The 23,025-nt window shown below is 64.7% G+C and carries 25 protein-coding genes; 10 read left to right on the plus strand and 15 right to left on the minus strand.

Features of this window, described 5'->3' with window-relative positions; translation table 11 throughout:
• Nucleotides 1-46: 46 nt before the first annotated feature.
• The 3 genes from MF4836_RS06810 to MF4836_RS06820 form a co-directional block, all read right to left on the minus strand.
• Complete coding sequence (locus tag MF4836_RS06810; RefSeq protein ID WP_078469714.1) at nucleotides 47-1,501, minus strand: ArnT family glycosyltransferase; 1,455 nt, start codon at nucleotides 1,499-1,501, stop codon at nucleotides 47-49.
• A gap of 111 nt (nucleotides 1,502-1,612) precedes the next feature.
• Nucleotides 1,613-1,957 carry a hypothetical protein gene (locus MF4836_RS06815; protein WP_102047892.1) on the minus strand — a complete coding sequence of 115 codons (345 nt, stop codon included), beginning with the start codon at nucleotides 1,955-1,957 and terminating at the stop codon, nucleotides 1,613-1,615.
• A 4-nt stretch (nucleotides 1,958-1,961) separates the two neighbouring features.
• Nucleotides 1,962-2,411 carry a hypothetical protein gene (locus MF4836_RS06820; protein WP_078469715.1) on the minus strand — a complete coding sequence of 150 codons (450 nt, stop codon included), beginning with the start codon at nucleotides 2,409-2,411 and terminating at the stop codon, nucleotides 1,962-1,964.
• Nucleotides 2,412-2,707: 296 nt separating this feature from the next.
• Between MF4836_RS06820 and MF4836_RS06825 the strand changes: the two genes are divergently transcribed.
• Nucleotides 2,708-3,025, plus strand: coding sequence for a hypothetical protein (locus MF4836_RS06825; RefSeq protein ID WP_020299973.1), 318 nt, complete (start codon nucleotides 2,708-2,710; stop codon nucleotides 3,023-3,025).
• A gap of 83 nt (nucleotides 3,026-3,108) precedes the next feature.
• Here the strand turns inward: MF4836_RS06825 and MF4836_RS06830 are convergent, their stop codons facing one another.
• Nucleotides 3,109-3,891, minus strand: a complete 783-nt coding sequence (locus MF4836_RS06830) for an AraC family transcriptional regulator (RefSeq protein ID WP_078469716.1) — start codon at nucleotides 3,889-3,891, stop codon at nucleotides 3,109-3,111.
• A gap of 117 nt (nucleotides 3,892-4,008) precedes the next feature.
• Between MF4836_RS06830 and MF4836_RS06835 the strand changes: the two genes are divergently transcribed.
• Complete coding sequence (locus tag MF4836_RS06835; RefSeq protein WP_078469717.1) at nucleotides 4,009-4,893, plus strand: EamA family transporter; 885 nt, start codon at nucleotides 4,009-4,011, stop codon at nucleotides 4,891-4,893.
• A gap of 2 nt (nucleotides 4,894-4,895) precedes the next feature.
• Here MF4836_RS06835 and MF4836_RS06840 read toward each other — a convergent pair whose 3' ends face one another.
• Nucleotides 4,896-5,504, minus strand: coding sequence for a TetR/AcrR family transcriptional regulator (locus MF4836_RS06840; protein ID WP_078469718.1), 609 nt, complete (start codon nucleotides 5,502-5,504; stop codon nucleotides 4,896-4,898).
• A 140-nt stretch (nucleotides 5,505-5,644) separates the two neighbouring features.
• On the opposite strand from MF4836_RS06840, the gene MF4836_RS06845 reads away from it, so the two are divergent.
• Both MF4836_RS06845 and MF4836_RS06850 read left to right on the plus strand, forming a co-directional pair.
• On the plus strand, nucleotides 5,645-6,712 hold the full coding sequence (locus tag MF4836_RS06845; protein ID WP_078469719.1) for a sugar phosphate isomerase/epimerase family protein: 1,068 nt from the start codon (nucleotides 5,645-5,647) through the stop codon (nucleotides 6,710-6,712).
• Nucleotides 6,713-6,723: 11 nt separating this feature from the next.
• Entirely contained in the window at nucleotides 6,724-7,605 is an 882-nt protein-coding gene (locus MF4836_RS06850; protein ID WP_078469720.1) for an alpha/beta fold hydrolase, read from the plus strand.
• Nucleotides 7,606-7,662: 57 nt separating this feature from the next.
• Here MF4836_RS06850 and MF4836_RS06855 read toward each other — a convergent pair whose 3' ends face one another.
• Nucleotides 7,663-8,145 (minus strand): hypothetical protein, encoded by a 483-nt coding sequence (locus MF4836_RS06855; protein ID WP_078469721.1) that lies wholly within the window; start codon nucleotides 8,143-8,145, stop codon nucleotides 7,663-7,665.
• A 176-nt stretch (nucleotides 8,146-8,321) separates the two neighbouring features.
• On the opposite strand from MF4836_RS06855, the gene MF4836_RS06860 reads away from it, so the two are divergent.
• The 5 genes from MF4836_RS06860 to MF4836_RS06880 all read left to right on the plus strand — a co-directional run bounded on the left by MF4836_RS06860 (nucleotide 8,322) and on the right by MF4836_RS06880 (nucleotide 12,845).
• Nucleotides 8,322-9,029 carry an AzlC family ABC transporter permease gene (locus tag MF4836_RS06860; protein ID WP_078469722.1) on the plus strand — a complete coding sequence of 236 codons (708 nt, stop codon included), beginning with the start codon at nucleotides 8,322-8,324 and terminating at the stop codon, nucleotides 9,027-9,029.
• On the plus strand, nucleotides 9,026-9,334 hold the full coding sequence (locus MF4836_RS06865) for a hypothetical protein (RefSeq protein WP_078469723.1): 309 nt from the start codon (nucleotides 9,026-9,028) through the stop codon (nucleotides 9,332-9,334). The genes MF4836_RS06860 and MF4836_RS06865 overlap by 4 nt, the downstream gene beginning before the upstream one ends.
• A gap of 236 nt (nucleotides 9,335-9,570) precedes the next feature.
• Entirely contained in the window at nucleotides 9,571-11,211 is a 1,641-nt protein-coding gene (locus MF4836_RS06870) for a glycosyltransferase family 39 protein (RefSeq protein ID WP_078469724.1), read from the plus strand.
• An 80-nt stretch (nucleotides 11,212-11,291) separates the two neighbouring features.
• The gene (locus MF4836_RS06875; protein WP_078469725.1) at nucleotides 11,292-11,753 is read left to right on the plus strand and encodes a GNAT family N-acetyltransferase; all 462 of its coding nucleotides are present in this window, start codon (nucleotides 11,292-11,294) and stop codon (nucleotides 11,751-11,753) included.
• A 63-nt stretch (nucleotides 11,754-11,816) separates the two neighbouring features.
• A complete protein-coding gene (locus tag MF4836_RS06880; RefSeq protein ID WP_078469726.1) occupies nucleotides 11,817-12,845 on the plus strand; it encodes a hypothetical protein in 1,029 nt (342 codons plus the stop codon).
• A gap of 9 nt (nucleotides 12,846-12,854) precedes the next feature.
• Here the strand turns inward: MF4836_RS06880 and MF4836_RS06885 are convergent, their stop codons facing one another.
• The 4 genes from MF4836_RS06885 to MF4836_RS06900 all read right to left on the minus strand — a co-directional run bounded on the left by MF4836_RS06885 (nucleotide 12,855) and on the right by MF4836_RS06900 (nucleotide 16,486).
• Complete coding sequence (locus tag MF4836_RS06885) at nucleotides 12,855-13,433, minus strand: SMI1/KNR4 family protein (protein ID WP_078469727.1); 579 nt, start codon at nucleotides 13,431-13,433, stop codon at nucleotides 12,855-12,857.
• A gap of 26 nt (nucleotides 13,434-13,459) precedes the next feature.
• Nucleotides 13,460-13,927 (minus strand): hypothetical protein, encoded by a 468-nt coding sequence (locus MF4836_RS06890; protein WP_238596133.1) that lies wholly within the window; start codon nucleotides 13,925-13,927, stop codon nucleotides 13,460-13,462.
• Nucleotides 13,928-13,959: 32 nt separating this feature from the next.
• On the minus strand, nucleotides 13,960-14,727 hold the full coding sequence (locus tag MF4836_RS34700) for a hypothetical protein (RefSeq protein WP_153050197.1): 768 nt from the start codon (nucleotides 14,725-14,727) through the stop codon (nucleotides 13,960-13,962).
• A 79-nt stretch (nucleotides 14,728-14,806) separates the two neighbouring features.
• Nucleotides 14,807-16,486 carry a M24 family metallopeptidase gene (locus MF4836_RS06900; RefSeq protein WP_078469729.1) on the minus strand — a complete coding sequence of 560 codons (1,680 nt, stop codon included), beginning with the start codon at nucleotides 16,484-16,486 and terminating at the stop codon, nucleotides 14,807-14,809.
• Nucleotides 16,487-16,562: 76 nt separating this feature from the next.
• Here MF4836_RS06900 and pdxR point away from each other — a divergent pair, with 76 nt between their 5' ends.
• A complete protein-coding gene (gene pdxR / locus MF4836_RS06905) occupies nucleotides 16,563-18,050 on the plus strand; it encodes a MocR-like pyridoxine biosynthesis transcription factor PdxR (protein ID WP_078469730.1) in 1,488 nt (495 codons plus the stop codon).
• 60 nt (nucleotides 18,051-18,110) lie between these two features.
• Here the strand turns inward: pdxR and MF4836_RS06910 are convergent, their stop codons facing one another.
• From MF4836_RS06910 to MF4836_RS06930, 5 genes are all read right to left on the minus strand, one after another.
• Nucleotides 18,111-18,542: a hypothetical protein gene (locus tag MF4836_RS06910; RefSeq protein WP_020299956.1), complete on the minus strand. Its 432-nt coding sequence runs from the start codon at nucleotides 18,540-18,542 to the stop codon at nucleotides 18,111-18,113.
• Between the two features lie 77 nt (nucleotides 18,543-18,619).
• On the minus strand, nucleotides 18,620-20,257 hold the full coding sequence (locus tag MF4836_RS06915) for a phytoene desaturase family protein (protein WP_078469731.1): 1,638 nt from the start codon (nucleotides 20,255-20,257) through the stop codon (nucleotides 18,620-18,622).
• A 21-nt stretch (nucleotides 20,258-20,278) separates the two neighbouring features.
• Complete coding sequence (gene fdxA / locus MF4836_RS06920; RefSeq protein ID WP_020299954.1) at nucleotides 20,279-20,650, minus strand: ferredoxin FdxA; 372 nt, start codon at nucleotides 20,648-20,650, stop codon at nucleotides 20,279-20,281.
• A 44-nt stretch (nucleotides 20,651-20,694) separates the two neighbouring features.
• Nucleotides 20,695-22,200, minus strand: a complete 1,506-nt coding sequence (locus tag MF4836_RS06925; protein ID WP_078469732.1) for a phytoene desaturase family protein — start codon at nucleotides 22,198-22,200, stop codon at nucleotides 20,695-20,697.
• Between the two features lie 39 nt (nucleotides 22,201-22,239).
• Nucleotides 22,240-22,995, minus strand: coding sequence for an SDR family NAD(P)-dependent oxidoreductase (locus MF4836_RS06930; protein WP_020299952.1), 756 nt, complete (start codon nucleotides 22,993-22,995; stop codon nucleotides 22,240-22,242).
• Between the last annotated feature and the right edge of the window lie 30 nt (nucleotides 22,996-23,025).

A 23,025-nucleotide genomic window follows, 5' to 3' on the forward strand; every position in this document is an offset into this window, starting at 1 on the left:
ATAAAAAACGGCACCTGATCGGGGTGCCGTTTTTTTGCCGTTGACCTCAGTGGCTGACGAAATAGTAAGCCTGGCGCCCGACTTTCATGCTCTTGACCACCCGCAGCGGAGCCTGGGGTTCCTGCTCGGCGGCCATCAGCGCCACATGTTGCGGCGAGGCCGCGAGGAAAGCGTGCAACTGGGCCTCGGTCTGCAGGTCCGGCAACTGGCTTTGGGTGTAGAACACGCTGGCACCGCCGACTCGCTCATTGGCTTGATAGATCCCGACCTGGTGCTGGTCAGCCTGCAGCGCCTGCACCTGATTCATCAGCGGCAGGAACGACAGCGTGCGGTCGGCCCGGGGCGCGGCCCACTGGGCGGTGGCCAGGTAGCTGCACACCACCAGCGTCATGATGCCCACTGCCAGGCCACGACGGTGCTGGCCCAGTTTGCCCAGCCAGCTGCCCGTGCCGGCCTGCCGGCCCAGGCGCTGATACAGCACGGCGGCGTATTCGGCGGCCAGGACCGCGGCGGCTGGCGTCAGCGACATCAGGTACACCGTGCGCTTGCTCGACGCCAGGCACAGCAGGGTGAACTGGGCCACCAGCCACAGACTGAAGAACAGCCGGTAGCGGTTCTCCATCAGGCTTTTGCGAAAGTGCCACAGGCCCAGGTAGACCAGGATGTTCCACGGCAGAAAGGCCTGGGGCAGCTTGGCCAGGTAGTAGTAGAACGGCTCGTAATGCCCGGCTTCCTCGAAGGAGCCGTCGAAGCGCCCGACGCTGTTGGTCCACAGCACCTCGCCCAGGGCTTGCAGGCCGCCGCGCTGATACAGCAGGTAGAGCCAGATCAGCAGCGGGATCAGGCCCAGCAGGGTAAACAGCGCCGGGCGCAGCCAGTGGCTCGGGGCCAAGCGTTTTTCCAGCAGGCTGTCGGCGACCAGGTAGGCAAAGATCACCACCCCGGGCATCGCCAGGCCCAGCACCCCCTTGCTCAGGGTGGCAATGGCGATCCCGACGGCGAACAGCAGCCAGGCCAGCAGCGCCGGTTGCTGATCGGCCGCGCGGCGCTGAGCCTGGAAGAACGCCAGCAGCGCCAGGGTCACGCCCAGGCTGAGCAAGGCGTCTTCGCCCACGCCGCGCACGTTGCTCCAGTAACTGGCCATGGTCGCCAGCATCGCCGCCGCGACCCAGGCCACCGTTGTCGGCCGGCCAAAACGGCGCAGCATGGCGTACAGCAGCAGCACACTGAACAGACCGGCAAAGGCCGAGGCCAGGCGCACGGCCCAGGGGGTGCCGCCGAAGGCGCGGATGGCGCCGGCGTCGAGCCACAGGCTCAGCGGCGGTTTTTCCAGGAAGGGCTGGCCGAACAGGCGCGGGGTGACCCAGTCGTTATCCAGGTGCATTTGCATGGCGATCCCGGCGACCCGGGCTTCGGTGGAGCCTTGCAACTGATGATTGCCCAGGGCGAAAAAGAACAGCAGGCCGGCAAGCAGGAAGAGCAGCGGGGCGGGTCGCGACATGAGCTTGGGGCCACCAGTAGAGGATTGATCGAAGTGCCGCGAGGCAATCGACGAAGTATACGGGGCCAATTCTTAACAATTCGTGAACGGCGGGCGCGATGCTCGCGGGCTTCAGCCTTGCGGCCGCCAATACGCCGCCGCGTGCTGGGCGAACAGCTCGGCGTAGGGCGGCTCGCTGATTCCCAGGACCGTGACTTCAATGGCGTCTTCCCCGCAGTCGGCGGAAAAGTCCTGGATGTAGACACCCGCGCAGACCAGCGCTTGGCCCTGGTGCAGCACGCTCAGGTGCAGGTCGCTCTGATCGCTTTCGGCCCGGGCGCGGATCAGCGCTTGCACCTGGGCATAGGCCGGCGCCGGGATAAACAGGCCGAACGCCACGCCCATGGGCGGGTCGCCGGACTCCAGTTCGGACCAGCCGATCAGCTGTGCGTGATGCCAGACTTCAAAGCGCGGCATGGCCTCAGTCCTCCTCCTGAAACCAGGCGCAAGCGATGCGCCCGGGGGCCAGGGCCAGTACGCCGCTGTCGAAGGTGCAGTCGCTGACAGCAGTCCAGTTGACCTCGCCGCCGGGGTTGTCCGGGGTCTTGATCAGCGGGCCGTTGGTATAGAAGGCGGCGCCGGGGGCGGCAAGATGGGTCATCAGTTCGGCGGCGAAGCGCTGGGCCTGGGCCCTGGGCATGAGTTTCAGGCGGTGGACCATGTCGCGCCGCAACAGCCAGACCAGCACTTGCTCGGCCTCTTCGGCACTGATTGCGCGATAGATGCCGGGGTTGTCGAGCAGTCCGAAGCGGCGTGCGGCGTCTTCCACCGACCCGGACTCCCAGGCCTGGATGCCCATGATCGAGTTGCCGACATCGCGCAGGTCGAGAATCTGGTGTTCCAAGGCATCGAGGGAGCGGGCAACAGGCATTTCAGGTTTCCGGGCAAATCGCGATAGTCTCTGCCAGCGAGGCTGGAGGCGCAGGGCAGTGATGCTAGCGCACTCGGGCCTCGTTGCGCTGTATCAACCCCCTTTGCAACACCCGAGAAGGAGATGGACATGTTCAGGTTCCTCACGATTACTGAGCCGCCGCAAACCCCCGCGCATTGCCATGGAGGCTCCGTCAACGGAGCCATAGCTGCCTGGGAGCTGAAAAATCTGGCTCTCAATGCAAAGGGGTTTGTCTCATGTCCAAAGAGTTACTCGGAGTTTCTGCTGTAGGGTTGATGGTGCTGGGCGAGTTCTGCGCCATCTACAGTGAAGTGGTCGCCGCGCGCCTGGCGCATACCGGCAACACCACCTGGGCCGACCTGGCATTGCCGGTGTTGATCATGTGCTTTGCCGGTATCTGCCTGATTGGCGCGTACTGGCTGGGGTATGTCGCGGTCGGTGATATCTGGCTGATTACCGTGGTCTCCGTCACCTCGTTGCTGCTTCTGGAGCCGCTGGTGATCTGGGCGATCTTCCATGAGCAGCCGGGGCGTGGCGCCTTGATCGGGTTCTGCCTCGGGGCCCTGGGCATGCTCTCGGCGGTATTCCTGTAGAACGCTGCGCTGGGCGCAGCCACTCGCCTCTGGTCCGGCAGGCAATCTGCCGGTCCAGGATGTTCAGGCCCCCGGGCCTGGACTCACACAGCCTGTTTGGGAAAGTAGCGACTGGGCGCATCCCCCAGCACTCGACGAAACACACTGCTGAAGGCGCTCGGGCTGCTATAGCCCAGGTCGGTCGCGACCCGGGTGATGGCCTCGCCCTCGCCCAGGCGCGCCACGGCCGCCAACAGGCAGGCCTGCTGACGCCATTCGACAAAACTGATGCCGGTCTCCTGGCGAAACAGGCGGGTGAACGTGCGCCGGCTCATGTTCACCTCGCGCGCCATGCAGTCGATGCCGATTTCCAGGGACGGCTGGGCCAGCAAGCGCTGGCAGGCTTTTGCCAGGCGCGGTTCATCGGGCAGCGGCGCGTTCAGCGACAGCGGCGCCATGGCGGCTATTTCATGCAGCAGCAAGGTCATCAAGTGCCCGTCGTGGCTGTCTTCGGCGTAGAGCGCGGGAATGTTCATGGCCCGCAGCAGCAACTGGCGCAGCAACTCGGACACACCGAACACCTGGCACCGCGCGGGCAGCTTGAGCGCGGTGGCGGCGGGGGGGCGGATGTAGGTGTTGAGCATGGTCACCGGGCCGCTCATCTGCATTTCATGGGGCACGCCGGCGGGCACCCAGACTGCCCGTTGCGGCGGCACCACCCAGTTGCCGGCATCGGTGAACAGGGTGATCACGCCACTGGCGGCCAGGGCGAATTGGCCGCGTTGGTGACTGTGGCGGGGGAAGTGCTGGCCGGCGTGGTAGTCGCTGGCGGTGACCACGGCGTCGCGTGGGGTGTTTTCGTAAGGATCGATATCTATCTGGCGCATGGCCCGAATTTAATGATCAATGGCCTGGCATTGCAAGCGGGCCATGGCCCGGGCTAGTCATAGTGGCATCTTCGCCGGCGCGTCTCTGCGCGGGCCTTTGTGCTGGAACGCGAGCTGATGCAGAAGCGACACTTGATCCTGGCCGTGCTGGTGACAGCGCTCTGGGGCTTTAATTTTCCGATCACCAAGCTTGGCCTGGCCAACCTCGACCCGCTGCTGCTCACGGGCCTGCGCTTTACCCTGGCGGCCCTGCCCTGGGTGTTTTTTATCCGCAGGCCCCAGGTCGCCATCGGTTGGCTGGCGGCGTATGGCGTGATCTTCGGGGTGGCGATGTGGGCCTTGATCAACCTCGGGATCAAGCTGGGCGTGGCGCCGGGCACCGCCGCGCTGCTGATCCAGTTCAGCGCCTTTTTCACCCTGGGCTGGGGGGTGTTGCTGTTTGGCGAACGCTTGAGCCGAGGGCAGGTGCTCGGGCTGGTGCTGGCGGCGCTGGGGTTGCTGTGCATCCTGCAAGGCAGCCCGGGGCAGGGCACGTCACTGGGCTACGGGCTGTTGTTGATCAGCGCCCTGAGCTGGAGCCTGGGCAACGTGATCATCAAGCGCTCCGGAGTGCGCGAGATCTTTGCCTTTGTGGTCTGGTCGAGCCTGTTTGCGCCGCTGCCGCTGTTTGCGCTGACCTGGCTGAGCCAGGGTTCGGCGCCTTTTGTGAACCTGGCGAGAGGGCTGGATCAACGCACCCTGTGGTCCCTGGCGTTCCAGGTCTATGGCGCCACGCACTTCTGCTACTGGGGCTGGAACCTGTTGCTGCGCGAGTACCCGGTGTCGCGGGTGGCACCCTTGTCGTTGCTGATCCCGGTGTTCGGCGTGCTGGGCTCGGTGCTGCTGCTGGGGCATCAGGTCGACGCCCGGGAGGCGCTGGCCATGGTGTTGATTCTGTCGGCGCTGGCCGTGGGCCTGATCAAGGGCCGGCGCCCGCCCCAGGAGCCCTGCGCAACCCGATAGGCTTACGCCGGACCGGTGCCGGCCGCGGCATCGAACACTGCCAAGGCCATGGGCAGGGTGGCCAGCAGCCGTGGTTTTTCGATGCCGTCCCGAGCCTGCACCGACAACCCGTGCAGCAGGGTGGCGTAGCAGTCGCCCAGGGCTTGCACCGAGGTCTGGCGCGGCAGTTCGCCGGACTCCACGGCCTGTTCCAGGCGCTGGATGATCGAGCGGGTGCGGTCGCGCCGATGCCCGGCCAGCCACTCGCGGATGCTGTCGTTATCCAGGGTGCAGTTGGTCGCCGATGACACCACCATGCAACCCAGGGGCCCGTCGGGACGGGTGTAGAGCTCGATGGCGTCGCGCAACATGCGCTCGATGGCCGCGCGCGCCGTGGGCTCTTCGCTCAGGGCCTGGTCGGCAAAGGCGCCTTCACCGTTCTCGTACAGGGCAATGGCTTCGCGAAACAGCGCTTCCTTGGAGCCGAAGGCGGCGTAGATGCGGGCCGAGGCGATGCCCAGGGCCTGCACCAGGTCGGCCATGGACGTGGCTTCAAAACCGCGCTGCCAAAACACATCGCGGGCCTGGCGCAAGGCCTGGTCTCGATCGAACTCCCGGGGTCTGCCGGCCATGCTGTGGATGCCTCGCCTGAATGATGGGTGTGTGCCGGCGTGCATTATTGATCGATCGACAAAAAAATCAAGCCCGCGTATTGACGGGGTCATGGCGCTGCCTCTATTGTTTGTCGACCGACAAATAATAGGAGTGCCCGATGAAAACCCTTAAAGGACCGAGCCTGCACCTGGCTCAATTCAGTGACGCCGCGGCGCCGTTCGACAGCCTGCCGTCGATTGCCGCCTGGGCCGCCGGCATGGGCTTCAAGGCCTTGCAGTTGCCGGCCTGGGATGAGCGTCTGTTCGACGTCAGCCTGGCCGCGCAAAGCCAGGATTACTGCGATGAAATCAGCGGTGTGGTGGCCGAGCACGGGCTGGTGATCAGTGAGCTGACCACCCACCTGTTCGGCCAGTTGGTGGCCGTGCACCCGGCCTATGACAGCCTGTGCGACGGCTTTGCCCCGGCCCGGCTCAAAGGCAATTCGGCGGGCAAGACCCAATGGGCACTGGAGCGTTTGCAGATGTCGGCCAAGGCCTCGCGGCGTCTGGGCCTGACAGAAATGGGCAGCTTCTCCGGCTCCCTGGCCTGGCCGTATTTCTTTCCGTTTCCGCAGCGCCCCGAAGGCCTGATCGATTCGGCGTTTGCCGAGCTGGCCAAGCGCTGGCTGCCGATCCTCGATGCCTGTGACGAGCAGGGGGTGAACCTGTGCTACGAGATCCACCCTGGCGAAGACCTGCACGACGGCGTGACCTTCGAGATGTTCCTGGCGCGGGTGGGCAATCACCCTCGCTGCAAGATGCTGTTCGACCCCAGCCACTTCGTCTTGCAGCAGCTCAATTACCTGGACTACCTGGACATCTACCACGAGTTCATCGGCATGTTTCACGTCAAGGACGCCGAGTTCAATCCCACTGGACGCCAGGGTGTGTACGGCGGTTATCAGGGCTGGGCTGATCGTGCCGGGCGCTTCCGCTCCCTGGGCGATGGCCAGGTCGACTTCAAGGGGATTTTTTCCAAGCTGGCCCTGTATGACTACGACGGCTGGGCGGCGCTGGAGTGGGAATGCTGCCTCAAGGATCAGCAGCAGGGGGCTCGCGAGGGCGTGGCCTTTATCAACCAGCACATCATCCAGGTGACCGACAAGGTGTTCGACGACTTCGCCGGAGCTCCGGTGGATCAGGCCCAGATCAATCAACTACTCGGCATTGCGCCGGTCGCGGCATAAGGATGATGAGCATGAATAACGCTGAACAATCGGCCGTTGCCGGACATGAGCCGCACCACGGTTATGAGCGTATCGACGGCCTGCGCCTGCACTACGTGACGCAAGGCCAGGGTCGGCCGGTGCTGTTGATACCGGGCTGGCCGCAGACCTGGTTCACCTGGCGCCACGTGATGCAGGCGTTGGCCGAGCAGGGCTACCAGGCGATTGCGGTGGACCTGCCGGGCATGGGCCTGTCGGATAAACCCCGGGACGGCTACGACACCGGCACCAGTGCCGGGCGCCTGCATGCCTTGATGCAGGCTCTGGGGCACGAGCGTTATTCGGTCCTGGGCCATGACGTGGGCATGTGGATCGCCTACGCCCTGGCCAGCGACCAGCCGCAGGCGGTGGAAAAACTGGTGCTCACCGAAGCCGTGATTCCGGGGCTGGCCCCGGCGCCGTCGATCTTCGCCCCGCCGGAGCTGAATATTTTCCTCTGGCACTTCATGTTCAACCAGTTGCAGGACTTGCCCGAGGTGCTGATCACCGGCCGCGAGGCGCAGTACCTGGCCTACATGTTCGAGAAGTGGTCGTTCCGCCAGGACCGGGTGGCGGTGGACACCTACGTCAAGGCCTACTCGGCGCCGGGCGGCTTGAGTGGCGGCTTTGGTTATTACCGGGCGATTCCGCAAACCATCCGCCAGAACCAGCTGCGGGCGGCGACCCCACTGGCCATGCCGGTGCTGGCGATTGGCGCGCAGCACGCCACCGACAATGCGCCGCTGGAGACCTTGCAGGGCAATGCCCTGGATCTGCGGGGCGCCATCGTCGCCGATTGCGGGCACTTCATTACCGAGGAGGCGCCTGAAGCGTTCATCGCCCTGGTGCTGCCGTTCCTGTCGCAGCAGAACTGACAGCGCCATCGCCGGTAAACCGGCTCCTGCAGCTCAATGGCAAGCACGCACCCTTGATCAGCGCAGGTGCCGGCCGCTGCGCCACCAGAATATCGCCCCCAGCAAGGCCCCCGAGGCGCCGAACAACGGCGCCAGGGGCCAGCAGCGCTCCAGGGTGCTGGGGGATACCTGCTCTTCGGCTGGATCGGTATAGAAATCCGGATCCAACTGCATCACCAGGGGAATGGTGGGCAGCGCACTCAGGGCGCCGCACAGCAGGTAGATCGCGATATGGCGCCAGGTAAAACGCTGGGCCAGCCAGAAGAACAGGGCGCAGGGCAGGGCCGCGACGGTGCCGACCACCATGACGCTCAAACACCCGATCGCCAGGCTGAAAGACATCACCGACGGCAGGCTGCTCCACAGCGTGGGGCTGCCACCAAGCATCAGCAGGCCGAACGACAGGGCCACAACCAGGGACAGCGCCGCGACGCCGACCAGGTAGGTGATAAACCAGTCAATGGCGCGCACGGTACGAATGGGGGTGGAGGTTCGGGACATGGGGAAGCGGACCGTTGAGGGCTGATGAGCGCAAAGGCTATCGATAGCGGGCGCGGCACACTGTGGAGTTTGTGTGGTTTTCCTGTGGTGAATCGGGGCTGACGCCAGCCCGCACAATCGTACAAGACCCTGTTGCCTGAGCCTTGCATGCTGCCCGCGGGATATCGGAGGTGGTTATGCAAGGCAGTGAGTTGGAATGGACACCGGGCCGCTCGAGTGTCTGGCGCCGGGTAGCACCGACGGCGCTGGCCATCGTGCCGGTCAGCCTGCTGTTCGGGGTGCTGGCGGGGCGTGCGGATTGGTCCCTGCTGGAGGTGGCCTTGATCGGCGTGCTGGGGTTCTCCGGCAGTGGGCAATTTGCGGTGCTGCCCCTGGAGCAGTCCGGGGCGGGCTTTTTCACCATGCTGCTGGTCACCGCCTCGATCAACAGCCGCTACCTGCCGATTGCCTTTACCACCGCGGGCCGCTTGCCCCGGCCCTGGGGGCGCAAGGTGCTGGCCGCGCACATGCTCGGCGATGAAGCCTACGCCACCGAACGGGAACAGGACGGGCCCGGGGCGGTGCTGTTGATTCGGGCCACGATCTTTCTCACCTGGGCCGCCGCCGGGGTCCTGGGTGCGCTGCTCGGCCAACTGCTGCCGGCGCAGTGGGTCGGCGCCGAGGTCAACCTGGGCTACCCGGCCAGCGTGGTGCTGATGTATTTGTCGATTTCCCAGCTGCGTGGCCGCCTGCTGCAAGTGCGTGAGCGCTGGCTGCCGATGCTCGGTGCGCTGACGTTGTGCGTGCTGTGCGCCTGGGGGCTGATCCAGTGGCTGGGGCCGGTGTATTTCTGGATCCCCAGTGTGCTGCTGGCGACCCTGATCCTGACTTGGGCCAAGCTATGAACCCCTCGACGCTGATGGCCATTGCCGCACTGTTCACCGCCAGTTGCCTGGTGCGGGTCGTTCCGGCGCTGGTCCGGGTGCCCTTGCCCTGCAGCCTGCAACGCTGCCTGGAGCGGGTGCTGCCGGTGGCGGTGTTTATCAATTTTGCGCTGTACATCGCCTACAGCGAGATCAGCCGCGACCCCCTCGCCGCCAGCCTGTCTATGCTGCTGGTGGCAGGCCTGGCGCTGCTCACGGGGTGCGGGTTGATCAGTACCGCAGTGATCGGCACCGCCGCCTACGCGCTGCTGCTTCATCTGTATTGAAACCACTGTGGCGAGGGAGCTTGCTCCCGCTCGGCCGCGCAGCGCTTGTAATGGCGTGTTCGCGGCGCGTCATTGGGAGTGTGCCGTTCGTCATCGGGCAAACTCTTCAGCACAACAAATGCGGGGTTTGCGGACGGCCGCCCGGATTTTTCAACGCCCGTTCAGGAGGCGTTCAGGGGCTGCCCCGGCACCATGGCCACGCCCATTGAGCGGCGAATCAACCTGACGGGTCAGCGATGGATCACAACACAAGGTATCGCGTCGAATCGTTCTGCATCCTGCTACTGGCCCTGGTGCTGTTCACCCTGGGGATCTGGGACCAGCAGCCCCAGGGGTTCGATGGACGCTGGGCGCTGTTCCTTCAGGAAATGTTCCGCCACGGCCCCAGCCTGTTCCCCACCACCTACGGCCAGCCGTACCCGGATTACCCGGGCACCGCGACCTTGTTCAGTTGGCTGTGGGCCCAGCTGTTCGGTGCGCCCAACCACTTGGCCAATGTCTTGCCCACGGCCATCGCCTCGGCCGGTGTGCTGGCGCTGTTGTATCGCCTGCTCGCGCCCCATGGTCGGGCCTGGGCATTGCTGGCGGTGTTGCTCACGGCGCTGACCACCCAGTTGCTGGAGAAGTCACGTTCGGTCTGCCTCGACCAGATGGTCTCCCTGCTGTGCCTGGGGGCCTTCTACCTGTTGCACAGCGGCGAGCAGATCGGCTCGCGCTGGCGGCGCCTTGGCGTGTTGCCGTTGCTGGTGATGGCGTTCGTCATTCGCGGCCCGCTGGGGCTGATCGAAGTCTGCGGCGTGGCCTGTACCTATTGCCTGCTGGGGCCGCTGCGTTCGCGCGCCGAGCGATTGCTGGTGCTCAAGCGGGTACTGGCCTATGGCGTGCTCGGGCTGGTGCTGCTGGCGGGCTGCTGGTGGGGGTTGATGCACCTGGCGCGCCTCAGCGGCGGCCAGGCGTTTGCCGATCAGGTGTTCAACATGCAGGTCAGCGGTCGCCTCGATGAAAGCGGCGAGCCGTTCTATTTCTACTTCCAGCTCAGCCTGTATCGCTACTTCCCCGTGGTGCCCCTGGCCCTGGCGACGCTGTTTGCCCTGCGCCGGCAGTGGCACCTGCGGCATGCCCAGGGCGATCTGCAATTGGTGATGCGCCTGGGGGCATGCGGCCTGATGCTTCTGCTGGGGCTATCGGTGCCGCACTTCAAGCGTGCCTATTACATCCTGCCCATGGTGCCGATGTTCGCGGCGGTGGCCGCTTACGGCCTGCTCAACGCCCAGGGCTGGATGCTCAAGGTGCGAGGCGCCTACACCTGGCTGGTGGCGGTGTTGCCGGCGTTGTGCATCCTGGTGCTGTTTGTTTGTCGGCACAGTTGGCACAAGCACGGTTACTGGCCGCCGGTGTCCCTGCCGCTGTTGGTGGGGACGTTTGTGCTTCTGCAACTGCTGGCCATCCAGGGCTGGCGCAGCACGCGCCAGGCCCTGGGCCGCCGCCTGGTGTTGCTCAGCCTGATCGCGCTGGCGGCGCAATGGTGGCTGTTGATCAAGGTGGTGGAGCCGGCCAAGGACCTGCAGTTCGACACCCGGGGTTTTGTCGATCAGGTCGAAGGGTTGCGCGCCGCCAACCCGGGGCCGCTGGTGTTTTTCAACCTCGGCCAGGACACCTGGGCCGTGCGCTACATGATGAACCTGGATCACGACGAGCAGCCGCTGTTTATCGCCAAGGCCCAGCGTGCACAACTGGACGCCCTGCCACGCGGGGCCTGGGTAATCGTGGCGCGCAAGGATCGGGCGCTGTTGCAGGGCAGCGTGCTGGAGCCATCCACCCCGGCCTTTGAAGGGCGCCTGAACGACAGCCCGTGTCTGGTGTTCCAGATGCCATAAGCCTTGGGCACTGTACGAAAACTACCTGCGCTTGGATTATGCTGAGCAGTCAAGTGTGCGGTTTCATAGCGGGAGAAGTTATGCCGTGTCTGATTCGATTGGCCCGTGACAGCGATGCACCTGGAGTCAGCCAGGTGATTCTTGCAGCGTTGCTCGGCAGCAACGCCCAGGACTATCCGCCCAGTGTCATCGCCCGGGTGCAGCAGAGTTTCACTCCGGCCGCGGTGGCCGAACTGATGAAGAAGCGCCAGATGTTCGTGGCCTTGATCGGCGGCGTCCCGGTCGGCACCGCCAGCCTCGACGGGCGCGCGGTGCGCTCGGTCTTTGTCGACCCTCGGATGCACAAGCGCGGCATCGGGCGGCACCTGATGTTCGTGGTCGAGCGCGCGGCCCGCGAGGCTGGGGTGACGGTGCTGGCAGTACCGTCATCGTTGACCGCCCAGGCCTTCTACGCGCGGCTTGGCTACCAGGTGGTGCGCGAGATCGAGGACGACGGCGAGCGCACCATTGTCATGGAACGCGAGCTGTCCCCTGAGCCGTGAACGCGCAGCCTGTTGTGTGGCCGAAGCCTGTATTCTTTTCGCGCCACTGACGAAGGACCGCACATGTCCAACAACCGACTGTATGACGTAACCCACCTCGACCTGGAACCTCGGGTTCGCTCCCGACTGGATGACGACCAGTTGGACCAGGTCATCGTGCAGTTCTACCGCTCCGATCAGTACGACGCCGCGCTGCTGACCCAACTGGATGCGCTGTGCAAAGAGTACGGTCGGCGGATCAACGTCCGTTTTTACTCCCATTACCCGAATGATGCGTTCGACTGCGCCAACCTGCGCCTGCTGCCCCATGTCTGCTCGTTGACCCTGGACTGCGAAGAGACCCGCGGCGACCTTGGCGCGCTGGCGGGCCTGGCCGCGCTGACGGAGTTCGGGCTGCAAATCCGCATCGGCAATACGCCCGATATCCTCGGCTTGCCCAACCTGGGCCAACTGCAGGAGCTGCATGTCTCCCAGGACAAAGGCCCGCCGCTGGACCTGGCGCCGATTGCCCGCATGCCCGGGCTGAAGAAACTTTCAATCAGCGCGCAAAGCCACAACCTGCGGGTGCTGGCCGAGCATGCGGGGATCACCCGGCTGGCCTTGCACCGGTTGCCGGCCAAGACCTCGCTGGAGATGGTCAGCCCGATGCGCGGCCTGCGGCAATTGTCGGTGAGTTTTGGCAGCCGCGAGGCCATGCCGGAGTTGCACCACCAGCAACTCGACAGCCTGGAAGTGCTGCGGGTGCGGGGGCTGGCCGAGCTGGACCTGGGGCGCTTTGCGGCACTGAAAAAGCTCTACGTGGCCGATCAGGCGCAGCTCTCGCAGCTGGCGTTGGAGCGGGCGCCGCTGCTTGAGCAACTGCACCTGGACAACCTCACGGGCCTGACCGGGCTTACGGGGCTGGCCGCCTCCCGGTTGACCCAGTTGCGCCTGATCAAGACCCCGGGGCTGGACCTGCTGGCGCTGATCCAGCAGCCCCTGCCACCGGCCCTGAGCAGCCTGGCGCTGTGGACCGGCAAGCGCAAGATCGATGCCCTGATCGACGCCGAGCAGCAGCGCCTGGGGCTGGCGAAGGCGCGCGGGGTGTTCTGAGGTCGCCTGCTAGACCTCGCAGAGCATGCCGTCCGTGAGGTCGAGAGTGCCGTTGGCCAGCCCCCTGGCGACGTGCTCGATCAGGCCCTCGACCCCGGGCGCTACCAGGCTGCGATAGGTCTCGTCATGGAAGTAGGCGAGCACTTGCCCGGGCTGCCCGCCGGGTGCCGGGTCAAGGTCGACGCACAGATAATCGCCGCCGCCATTGGCCATGATCGGCAGCCATTGCGGCCACCACCAGGTCGGGCGAATACCGGCATCCACCTGCATCGGCTCGTGGTCGGGGTCTTCTTCGTTGATCCCGCCCGGGAAGAACTCGTTGAGGAAGGCCGCGCGATCCACCACCTCGCTCAAGGGCATCCAGGCAAAAGCATCCAGCAGCGTGGCGGCGCCTTCGGTCTGGCCGTCGGCGATGGCATAAAGCGCGCGCAGCATGGGCGGCAGGGGCAGCCCAAGCTGGCATTCAGCCTCGGCCATCTCTGCCTCTGATGCGCCGGGCCGGAACATCGGCGGCAGGTCTGGCGCGTGTTGCGCAACCCAATGGGCGATGGCGGCCAGGGTCTGGGCGTGGGAGTGGGTAGCGCTCATGGGGTCAGCCTCAAAGGGGAGTGCACTCAGGTTTCTGGTTGATCGTCTTCCTGGCAGAACTGGGCAAAATCAACGCAGCCCTCAGGCACTGATGGATGGACCTGGACGTCCTCCAGCAGTTGCGCAAAACGCGCCCGTGAAATCAGCCCCAGGGCGTTACGCTCGGCGTCTTCGAGCTGCATTGTGCGGCTCAGCCAACCGAGGACCTGGCAGCTGGGTTGGCGCGCCAGGGACGCCAGCAGCGCCCCTTCATAGGCCGCAATGGCCTGGGCTTCGATCAGCATCCCGAACGGTCCGGGGCCGCCGTAATCCAGTTCCGGATAGGTTTCGACCAAGGCCAGGATCTGCTCCAGTACCTGCGGGTAGTCATGCAGGCGCAGGGCGTCGAGGTGCTGGTAGGCACAGTCGATGACGATCCATTTATCGCCCTGGGCGCGTGATTGTTCGGCGGCCTCGGCCAGGGTGGTGAAAATCGAATTCAAGGCTGTGTTCATGTTCAATCGCCTAGCGGTTGAAAAGGGTAGGGTCAGGCTATCGCCGCGACAAACACCGGGAGGATATGGCGCGTCGCCTCGGGCGTGTGGATCTGCCTCGGCAGTTCGTGCCAGTCGGCATACAGGCGCTGGGCGATGTCTTCGACCTGCTCGGTGCGCCGGGTCTTGCGCCCGAAGGGCAGGCGGCCGTGGCTTTGCGAGACCAGGCTGAAGCGCAACTGGCGCACCTGAGCGTCGTGCCAGCAGTAGAACAGCATCGCGCTTCGGCCCAGGCTGGCGCGGCGGGCTTCGAGGATGGCATTGATAAAGCCACCGATGCCGGCCACGGTGATGCCCGGGGTCTGCTCGTCGGTGGGCGAAAACCGCCACAGGTTGCTCTGGGCTTCGTGGTTGATGTGCTCCGGATCGATCACCACCTCATCATCCCGGGCCAGGTCGAGCCACTGTTGCAGCACTTCGGCCCCGTCCAGCCGGTAGTAGTCGGTGCGGATGCGGGCCATGGCGTGGGCCACGGGCTCGGGGTTCCAGGCGGTGATTTCTTCCTGAAGGCGTGCATTCCACAGGCAGATGACGTCGATATCAGGGTCCAGCTGCACCGCGAACGCCGAAGGCCCGGTGCCGCAAACGGCCCAGACATCCGGCAGTTCACCGTTGCGGAAAAACCGCACCTGGCCTGTCAGTGAGGGGAAGTGCCGATACAGCTCGGCAAACAACGTTTCACCGAAGCCGCTGTAGCGAGCCAGGGCCTGCTGCTCGCTTTCGGCCTGGTAAGACACTGCCGGGTTTAATAGATCGTGCATCCTGCACCGGGTGTAGATAGGGGGCGGCAAGCTTATCAGAGGCCGTACCGACACCGGTACAGGGCGCAGCGCTCGCGGCTCACGGGGCCGGGCGGGCCTCGCCGATCAGGATGTCCTCGAAGAATGCACCGACGGCTTCGGTGGGATGGCAGAGCTGAATTTCCAGGACCCAGACCATCTCGCTCGGTACGATTTCCAGCTCGGCCAGTTTTTTATTGCCGAACAGGGCGTGGGGGAAGTCGGCGATGCGGTGCCCGGCCAGGTTTCGTTCCAGCATCCAGCCCTTCGCCGCCGCGCTGCGCTCCGCGAAATCGTAGAGCCCGCGACCGGTCAGCCCCCGCTGCCAGGCCTCGCGGGTTTCGTCGAAGACCTTATGCAAGGCCGTGACGCACGCCCGGTGCAGCGGGTGCTCGCCGAACACGAAAGTGTCGCCATAGTCGCCTTCATAGCCGTCCCACACCGGGCCGAGATCGACCACGGCGATATCGGTCGCGCGCAGCTGGCGCAGGGGGTCGATGCCCTCCCGTGGCGAGCGAATGGTGTCTTCGCCGAAGCGGATATAGGTCGGGTGCCACGTGTGGGATGCGCCCATCCGGGTCAGTTGCCGGTTGGCCATATCAATGGCTTCGGCGGTGGTCATGCCGACCCGCAGTTGGCTGGCGATCAAGGCCAGGGCGCGAACCGATTGTTCGCGGGCGGCCAGCATGCCGTCCAGGGAATAGCGCGGGCCGACCTTCTCCCACACGGGATCCAGAGGCTTGAATGTCGACACCGGGGCTGGCACGCCGTTGGGCACAAAGGCTTCCGCGACAAAGCGGTGTGGCGCCAGGCCGGCAGCCAGGCATTGCGCGCTGACCTGGCTGATCATTGTGCTGTTGCCGCAGGCATAGACCTGGGCCTCTGCCCAGGGATGCCCATGGCCGAGTGCGACCTGTTGCACCCGGGCTTGCGCCGCCAGCACCGGGTGCCAGGCAAACCCCGGGTGCTCGACGCCGGCCCGGTCGAGGAAGTCGCGGTCGTAAAAATCCGCCGGGCCTGAGCCGCCCCAGTACAGCGTCAGCCTGGCTCCCCGGGCCAGGGCATTGAGCAGGATCGGCTTGACCCCGGCATAGCCGGTGCCGGTGGCGAACAGGACGACCGGACGATCATCATCGTGCTGCCAGGTACAGGCGCCGAACGGGCCTTCCAGGGTCAGGGTCTGGCCAATCTCCAGGGTCGGCAGGATGCCCTCGGAAAACCACCCGCCGCGAACCTGGCGAATATGAAAGACCAGTTGCCCCTGATCCTCGGCCGGGAGGTTGGCGATCGAGTAGCAGCGGCTGTGGTCCTCCCCCAGACGAAACTTCAGGTACTGCCCGGGCCTGACGTCAAGGGGCTCCCGGGTGCCCGGCTGCAGCACCAGTTCGATGACGTCGGCGCTCAAGGCACGAAGGCTCAGCACTCGGGCGTCGATCGCCAGGGTCGGGGTGTCCAGGGACCAGCCGGGGATCTCCAGGCGCATGTCCGCGCAGGCATGGCTCTGGCACAAAAGCAGTTCATCGGCCGCCAGGGGGAAGGAGGCAGGCGCACCATTCGCAGCCTGGGGCGTGGCGCGGTATTGCCCGCTTATCACCTTGACCTTGCACGACCCGCACGCCCCGCGGCGGCATGAGAACGGCACCGGCAAGCCGCTGGCGAGCATGGCGTCGAGCAGCAGCTCATCCCCGGCGTCAAAGGTTTTCCCCGATGGCGACACTTCAATGACATGGCGTTGGTTCATAAGGACCTCGGGTAAGTGAGGCCTGATTGTTGCGCTAGACTAGGACCATTAGAACCTCCAGATTTGGATATTTCAGATGGTCCAGATGCGTAAATGGCGCCCCTTGCTGCAACTTGAGGGGAGCGAGTCCCAGGCGTCTTACCGGCGGATTGTCGACGGCCTGGTAAAGGCCATTGTCGACGGACGCCTGACCCCCGGGACGCTGCTGCCCGGGACACGGGAAATGGCGCAGCTGCTCGACGTCAATCGCAAGACCGTGATCCTGGCCTATGAAGAAGCCATCACCAAGGGCTGGCTGGTCAGCGAGCCGCGCCGCGGCACCTTCGTCAACGCGCAATTGGCCGCCCAGCCCAGCGCCCGCAGTGCCCAGCCGTCTTTCGCCCTGGAACTGCTGGCGTACCCCGCGGTGGCGTATTTCACCCAGGGCGACCAGGTGCCGGCCTTGCAGCATCGGCCCGGCACACTGTTCATCGATAACGGTGCGTGCGACCACCGCCTGCTGCCTCAAGCCGTATTGCACCGCTACTATCGCACTGCGCTGCGCAGCAGTTTCGCCTCCAATACCGTGCGTCACGGCAGCGAGCAAACCAGCCATCACCTGCGCAGCGCGCTGGCCGACATGCTGCGCCACAATCGCGGCCTGGCCGTTGGCGCCGAGCATATCTGCCTGACCCAGGGTACCCAGATGTCGCTGTACCTGACCGCCAGCGCGCTGCTCAAACCCGGCGACGTGGTGCTGGTGGAGCGCCTGAGTTATCCACCGGCGTGGGAGATCTTTCGCAAGCTGGGGGCGCAACTGGTGACCCTGGACCTGGACAGCGAAGGCTGCCGGGTCGATCAGATTGACGCGCTGTGCCGGGTGCACAAGGTGCGGATGATCTACCTCACGCCCCATCACCAGTTTCCCACTACCGTCAGCTTGCACGCCGGACGCCGGCAACAATTGCTGGCATTGGCCAGGCGCCATGATTTTTGTGTGATCGAGGAAGACTACGACCACGAGTACCACTTTGACGGGCGGCCGTACCTGCCCCTGGCCAGCGACAGCACGCAGCGCCACGTGATCTACATCGGCTCGCTGTCCAAGGCCCTGGGGTCGACCTTCCGTTGCAGCTATGTGGTGGCGCCCACCAATGTCATCGAGGTGCTGGAGCGACATGCTGCGCTGACCCTGGGCCAGGGGGATGCGGTCATGCAGCGGATGCTCGCGGACCTGATCAATGACGGTGAACTGAAGAAGCACCTGCGCCGGGTTTCGAAGGAGTATCTGCGGCGCCGGGAAACCCTGCACAGTGGCCTGCTGGATGGGTTTGGCGAGCGGATTTCAGTTCGGGAGCCGGAAGGCGGGCTGGCGCTGTGGGTCGGTTTCGAGGCGGAAATCGATGTCGATCAACTGGTAAAAAAGGCCCTGGAATATGGCCTGGTGGTGCGCAACGGTCGCCAGTTTTCGCCGCTGGATCAACCGGAGAATGCCTTGCGCATAGGCTTCGCCTCGCTCAATCGGGAGGAAATCCGGCAGGCCACGGCGCGTCTGGTGCAGGCGGCAGCTGCCATCGCCCGCTAGGCAATGCAGGTTCAGCCGCTGCCGAGAGCGGGCTGCAGCGCGCCGCTGCAGGACGGCGGTCTAGGCCAGTGATCCCCAGACCTGCACCAGGCCGAACAGGTGCACCAGGCCATAGACCAGGCACACCACCGAGCTGACCACCACGAAGCGCACGCTGCGCCCGGTGCCGACCAGGGTGAAGGGCCCCAACAGGCCGCGCAGCAGGTAGACCAGGGTGATCGCGCACAGTGCCGGGCGCAGCAGGGGCAGGGGCTCGATGACGCCGGCCGCGGACAGGGCATACGCCGCCCATGCGCCGAGCACCAGGGCAATACCCGCCGTGACCAGCGCCGGAAACCAGCGCCCGGCCTGGGCTGCCCGCACAAAGCGTTCGCCCGCGCCAAACAGGCGATACCAGGAAGGCCCGCCCACTATCACCCCGACATGCATCAGCGCCGCCAGCAGGCTGAGCCCGGCGCCGATCACCAGTGCCATGTTGTATTCGTTTGTCATGCCATCGCTCCTTGAGGCCCGAGGGCCACGCTGAGCCCCGAGGCGTTGCTTCGCCAGGGCTCAGGGTAGCCACTTGATCAGCTGGTTGCCGCTTCGGCGCGGGTGCCGACGTCCATCACCTGGTAACGCACGTGACGCCCGCACACCGCCGCGGCCGCTTCCACACCGCCGGTCATGGCGCCAAAGATGCCGTGCCCGGTACGGGTAGAGGCGCCACACAGGTACAGGTTGCGGATTTCGGTCTTGGCCCCCGGCCGGTTGTGCAGGAAGTACTCCGGGGTAAAGGCCAGGCCGTAGGAGGTGCCGCCTTCGGAGCCGATAAAGCGCGTCACCGAGAACGGGGTCGAGACCTCCTGATACACGATGTGCGCCGACATGTTCGGAATCACCCGCTCCGCCAGGGCAATCAGCTGGCGCGCGTAGCGGTCTTTCTTCGCCAGGTAGGCCGGGTTGGTGCGGTAGCTGCCATCGTCCAGCTCAGCCTGGGTCACGCCCCAACTGTGGGGGGTGGAGGGCACGACCGACATCAGTTGCAGGTTGTAGATGCCTGGCGGGGCGATGGCCGGGTTGTCCGGGTCTTTCATCGTCGCGTTGCCGATGAACAGATGGGGCTCGTCGGGGAACTCGCCGGCGAACACGTCGCGGTAGGCCTTCTCGTAGTCGTAGCCGGGGTAGAGGCGGTAGTTGGTGTTCTTCAGGCCCATGGCCTTGAGGTCCATGTCGATGCCCAGGTAGACCACGCCCATGGCCGGTGACATTTCGAATTGCTCGGCGCGGCGCACGGTCTGCGGCTTGAGGTGTTCACGGCCGATCAGGCCCAGCAGGGACTGCTTGAGGTCGGCATTGCAGATCACCGAGTCGGCCTTGACCACCCGCTTGCCCAGGTGCTTGTTGCTGAACTCGACGCCCACCGCGCGACCGTTCTCGATCAGGATGCGTTCGACCTTGGAGCGCAACAGGATCTTGCCGCCCTTGCGCTCGACCACTTCGCCGAGCTTGTCGGAGAACACCTGGCCGCCGCCCGAAGGGTAGTAGGAGCCCTGCAGGAAGTGGTTGACCACCGCCGCATGGCCGGCCATGGTCGCGCGGCTTGGCGGCTGGTGATAGACCCCCAGTTGCCCGGTCAGCACCGCCCGCAGGCGTTGGTTCTGGGTACAGGTGTCGAGGAACTGCTCCACTGTCGATTTGGCATGGCGCATCAGCATCCACGAACGTGGCAGCACCCACAGCGCGGTCAGCGGCCGCGAGTGGATGCCCATGAAGTCCCAGACCTGCTGCAGCATCTTGAAGTAGCGGTTGATCCCCGCCCGTTCCTCGGGAAAGGCCTCCAGCAGCTTCTCGCGAAAGCGTTCATAACCACGGGGCACCGCGAACTCGAAGGCGGGGAAGCACAGGGTCTCGAAGCCCTCCGGGTCCTGCTCGATAAATTTGATTTCGCCGTCATTGATCCCGGCGCCGCGCAGGATTCGCGGAATCAGGCCGTGCTTGCCGCAGTCCCCGATGTAGTGCAGGCCGACATCGAACTCGTAGTCCTTGCCCTTGCGGTGGAACACCGTGGCGCAGCCGCCCATTTCATAGTGCATGTCGAGCACCAGCACCTGTTTGCCGCGATTGGCCAGGGTTGCCGCCGCCGTCAGGCCACCGATGCCGGCGCCGACCACGATCACGTCAAAGGTGTCGCTCTCTAGGGTTTTGAATCGATCAAAGCTTTGCATGGGATAGGTTCCAGTCGCACATCAGGCATGGGCTAGGTGGTGGTCGCGGGTCGGGTCGACCGCCTCGGCCTCACGTATCAGGTGGGGCAGCTTGTTCGGCTGGCGGCTCCAGTGTTCGTGGTTGGCCAGGGGCGGGATCCGTTGCAGGATCACCGGCCAGTGCTGGACCAGCTCGGCATTGAGTTCGATGAAATGCCGGTTGCTGTCATCGAGCTGGTTCTCCGGCTGGATCGCTTCCTCGGGGCACTCCGGCAGGCACAGGCCACAGTCGACGCACTCCTGGGGGTTGATGGCGATAAAGTTCGGCCCTAGGTGGAAAGCATCCGCGGGGCAGATATCGACGCAGCTGGTATGGCGGCATTGAATGCAGTTGTCAGTCACTACGTAGGTCATGGTGTGTCTCGTAAAAGTCGGGTTTGACAGGGGGAGGGCGCCACTCAGAAGTAGCGGTCGACCAACAACCGCGCCGACAGCATCGTTCCGATGAAGCCTGCGCCCGGGAAGGTCCAGGCCCCGACCTGGTACAGCCCCTTGACCGGGTATTTCTGCGGGAAACGGTTGAACAGGCCGGATTGCCGGGTGTTCTGCTCGAAGCCGTAGATCGCGCCCGCCGGGTTATGGGTGAACTTGGTCATGGTCCGGGGCGAGCCGCTCTCGCAGACCTCGATGTGCTGCCTCAGGCCGGGAATGACCCGTTCGGCGTTGGCGATCAGCAGTTCGGTGAGTTCCTGCTTCTTGCGCCGGTAGTCGAGCTTGTCCAGGGACAGCCACTCCTTGGCGCCCGTCAGGGTGAACAGGCCCAGGCTCGACTTGCCGGCCGGGACCATCGACGGATCGACGTTGGAGAAGTAATTGATCGACCAACTGGTGTTGTCGCCATGCAGCTCGCCGGCCTGGATGTGCTCGAACTGTTCGCTCTGGGTTTTCTCCGGGGCGAAAAAGTGGATGTACTCCTCGGGGCCCACGCCCAACTCGCTGAGCGGGCAATCGAGCCCCAGGTAGACCTGGAACCCGGACACCGACAATTTGAGCCGGCGCAGGCGCGAACGGTACTTGGCGTCGAAGTGCTGTTCGCCGGCCAGGGCTACCACCGCATGGGGTGAAATATTGGCCACCACATTGCGCGTCTTGACCCGGCCGGACTTGCGCGTCACTACGCCATTGATGCGCCCGCGCTCGATCACGATCTGGTTCACCGCCGACTCCAGTTCGACCCGGCCACCGTGCTGCTCGATCACTTCCACCAGGGCATTGGACAGGGCCTGGGAGCCGCCCTTGATCGAGTAGCCGCCGTTTTCCAGGTAGTCGATAAAGGGGTAGGAAAAGTAGCCGAACGCCAGGTCCTTGGCCGGCAGGCCGTAGTAGCTCCACTGCGCCGACAGCACTTCCTTCAGGCGTTCGTTGGTGGTGAAGCGCGAGAAGTAGTGGTCCACGGTTTCGTGGCCATACTTGAGCACCCGCGGATAGACCAGGGGCGTGGCCATCAGCCTCATCCAGAACGGTTTGCGCGAATACAGGAAGCCGCACAGGTCCTTGTAGTTGCGCTGGGACTCGTCGAACAGGCGATTGATGTTGTCGACTTCTTCGGGAAAGAAGCGGAACAACTCGCGCTTGTAGCCTTCCAGGTCGCGGTGCCCGACGGTGATGTCGACGTCTTGCGAGCGATAGCGGTACAGGGTCGGGTGATGCAGAAACTCGACCTTGTCCGCCACGCCGCAGGCCTCGATTACATTGAACGACTCGGCGCCACGCACCACGCCGTCGAACGAGTGCAGGGACACATCGAAGTTGAAATCCTTGCGCCGGAAATTACTGGCATAACCGCCGGGTACATTGTGTTTTTCCACCACCAGTACCTTCTGGCCGCGTTGCGCCATCAGGCTGGCACTCGCCAGCGCGCCAAGGCCCGCGCCGACGAAAACGGTATCGTATTCTTGACTCATTACATCTCCAGGCTCTGCGGCCGGATCGGGACAGCTCAATCAGACCGTCAGGCCGCCGTCGATTACGAATGTCTGGCCGGTGATGTAGTCGGCCTGGTTCGACAGCAGGAAGCTGGCCAGGGCCGCCACTTCACGCACTTCACCGAAGCGCTTGAGGGGAATGGTGTCGGTGATCGATTTGCGCACCGGGTCGGCGATCTGCTCGACCATTTCGGTGGCAATGAACCCCGGGGCGATGGCGTTGACGTTGATCTTGAAGCGCGCCAGTTCCAGGGCCATGGTCTTGGTGATGCCAATCATCGCCGCCTTGGTCGCCGAGTAACTCAACTGCCCCTTATTGCCCTTGAAACCACTGACCGAGGACATGTGCAGGATTTTGCCGCGCCGCTCGGCCGCCATGGCCGGCGCCAGGCATTTACTGAAATACACCGCCGAATCGAGGTTGGTCGCGATCACATCGCGGTAACGCTCGATGTCGAACTTGAGCAGCAACTGGTCGCCGGTGACCCCCATGTTGTTGATCAAGCCGTAGGGCTCGCCGAGGGTCTCCACCAGCTGTGCGCACACCGCCTCGACCGACCCATGGTCGCGCCCGTCACAGGCGTGGCCGTGGGCCAGACCACCGCTGGCCGCCACTTCCTGCTCCAGTTGCCGTGCCGAGTCGGCCGAAGACTGGTAGGTGAACGCGACTTGATACCCTTCCCGGGCCAGGGACGAAACCAGTGCGCGGCCAATGCCGCGACTGCCGCCACTGACCAGCACCCATTTACCGTTTGAAGCCTGCTGAACATCCATGATCTACATCCTTTAGCCTGATGGTCCTTG

This window comes from Pseudomonas sp. MF4836 (assembly GCF_002018875.1).
Lineage (GTDB): Bacteria > Pseudomonadota > Gammaproteobacteria > Pseudomonadales > Pseudomonadaceae > Aquipseudomonas.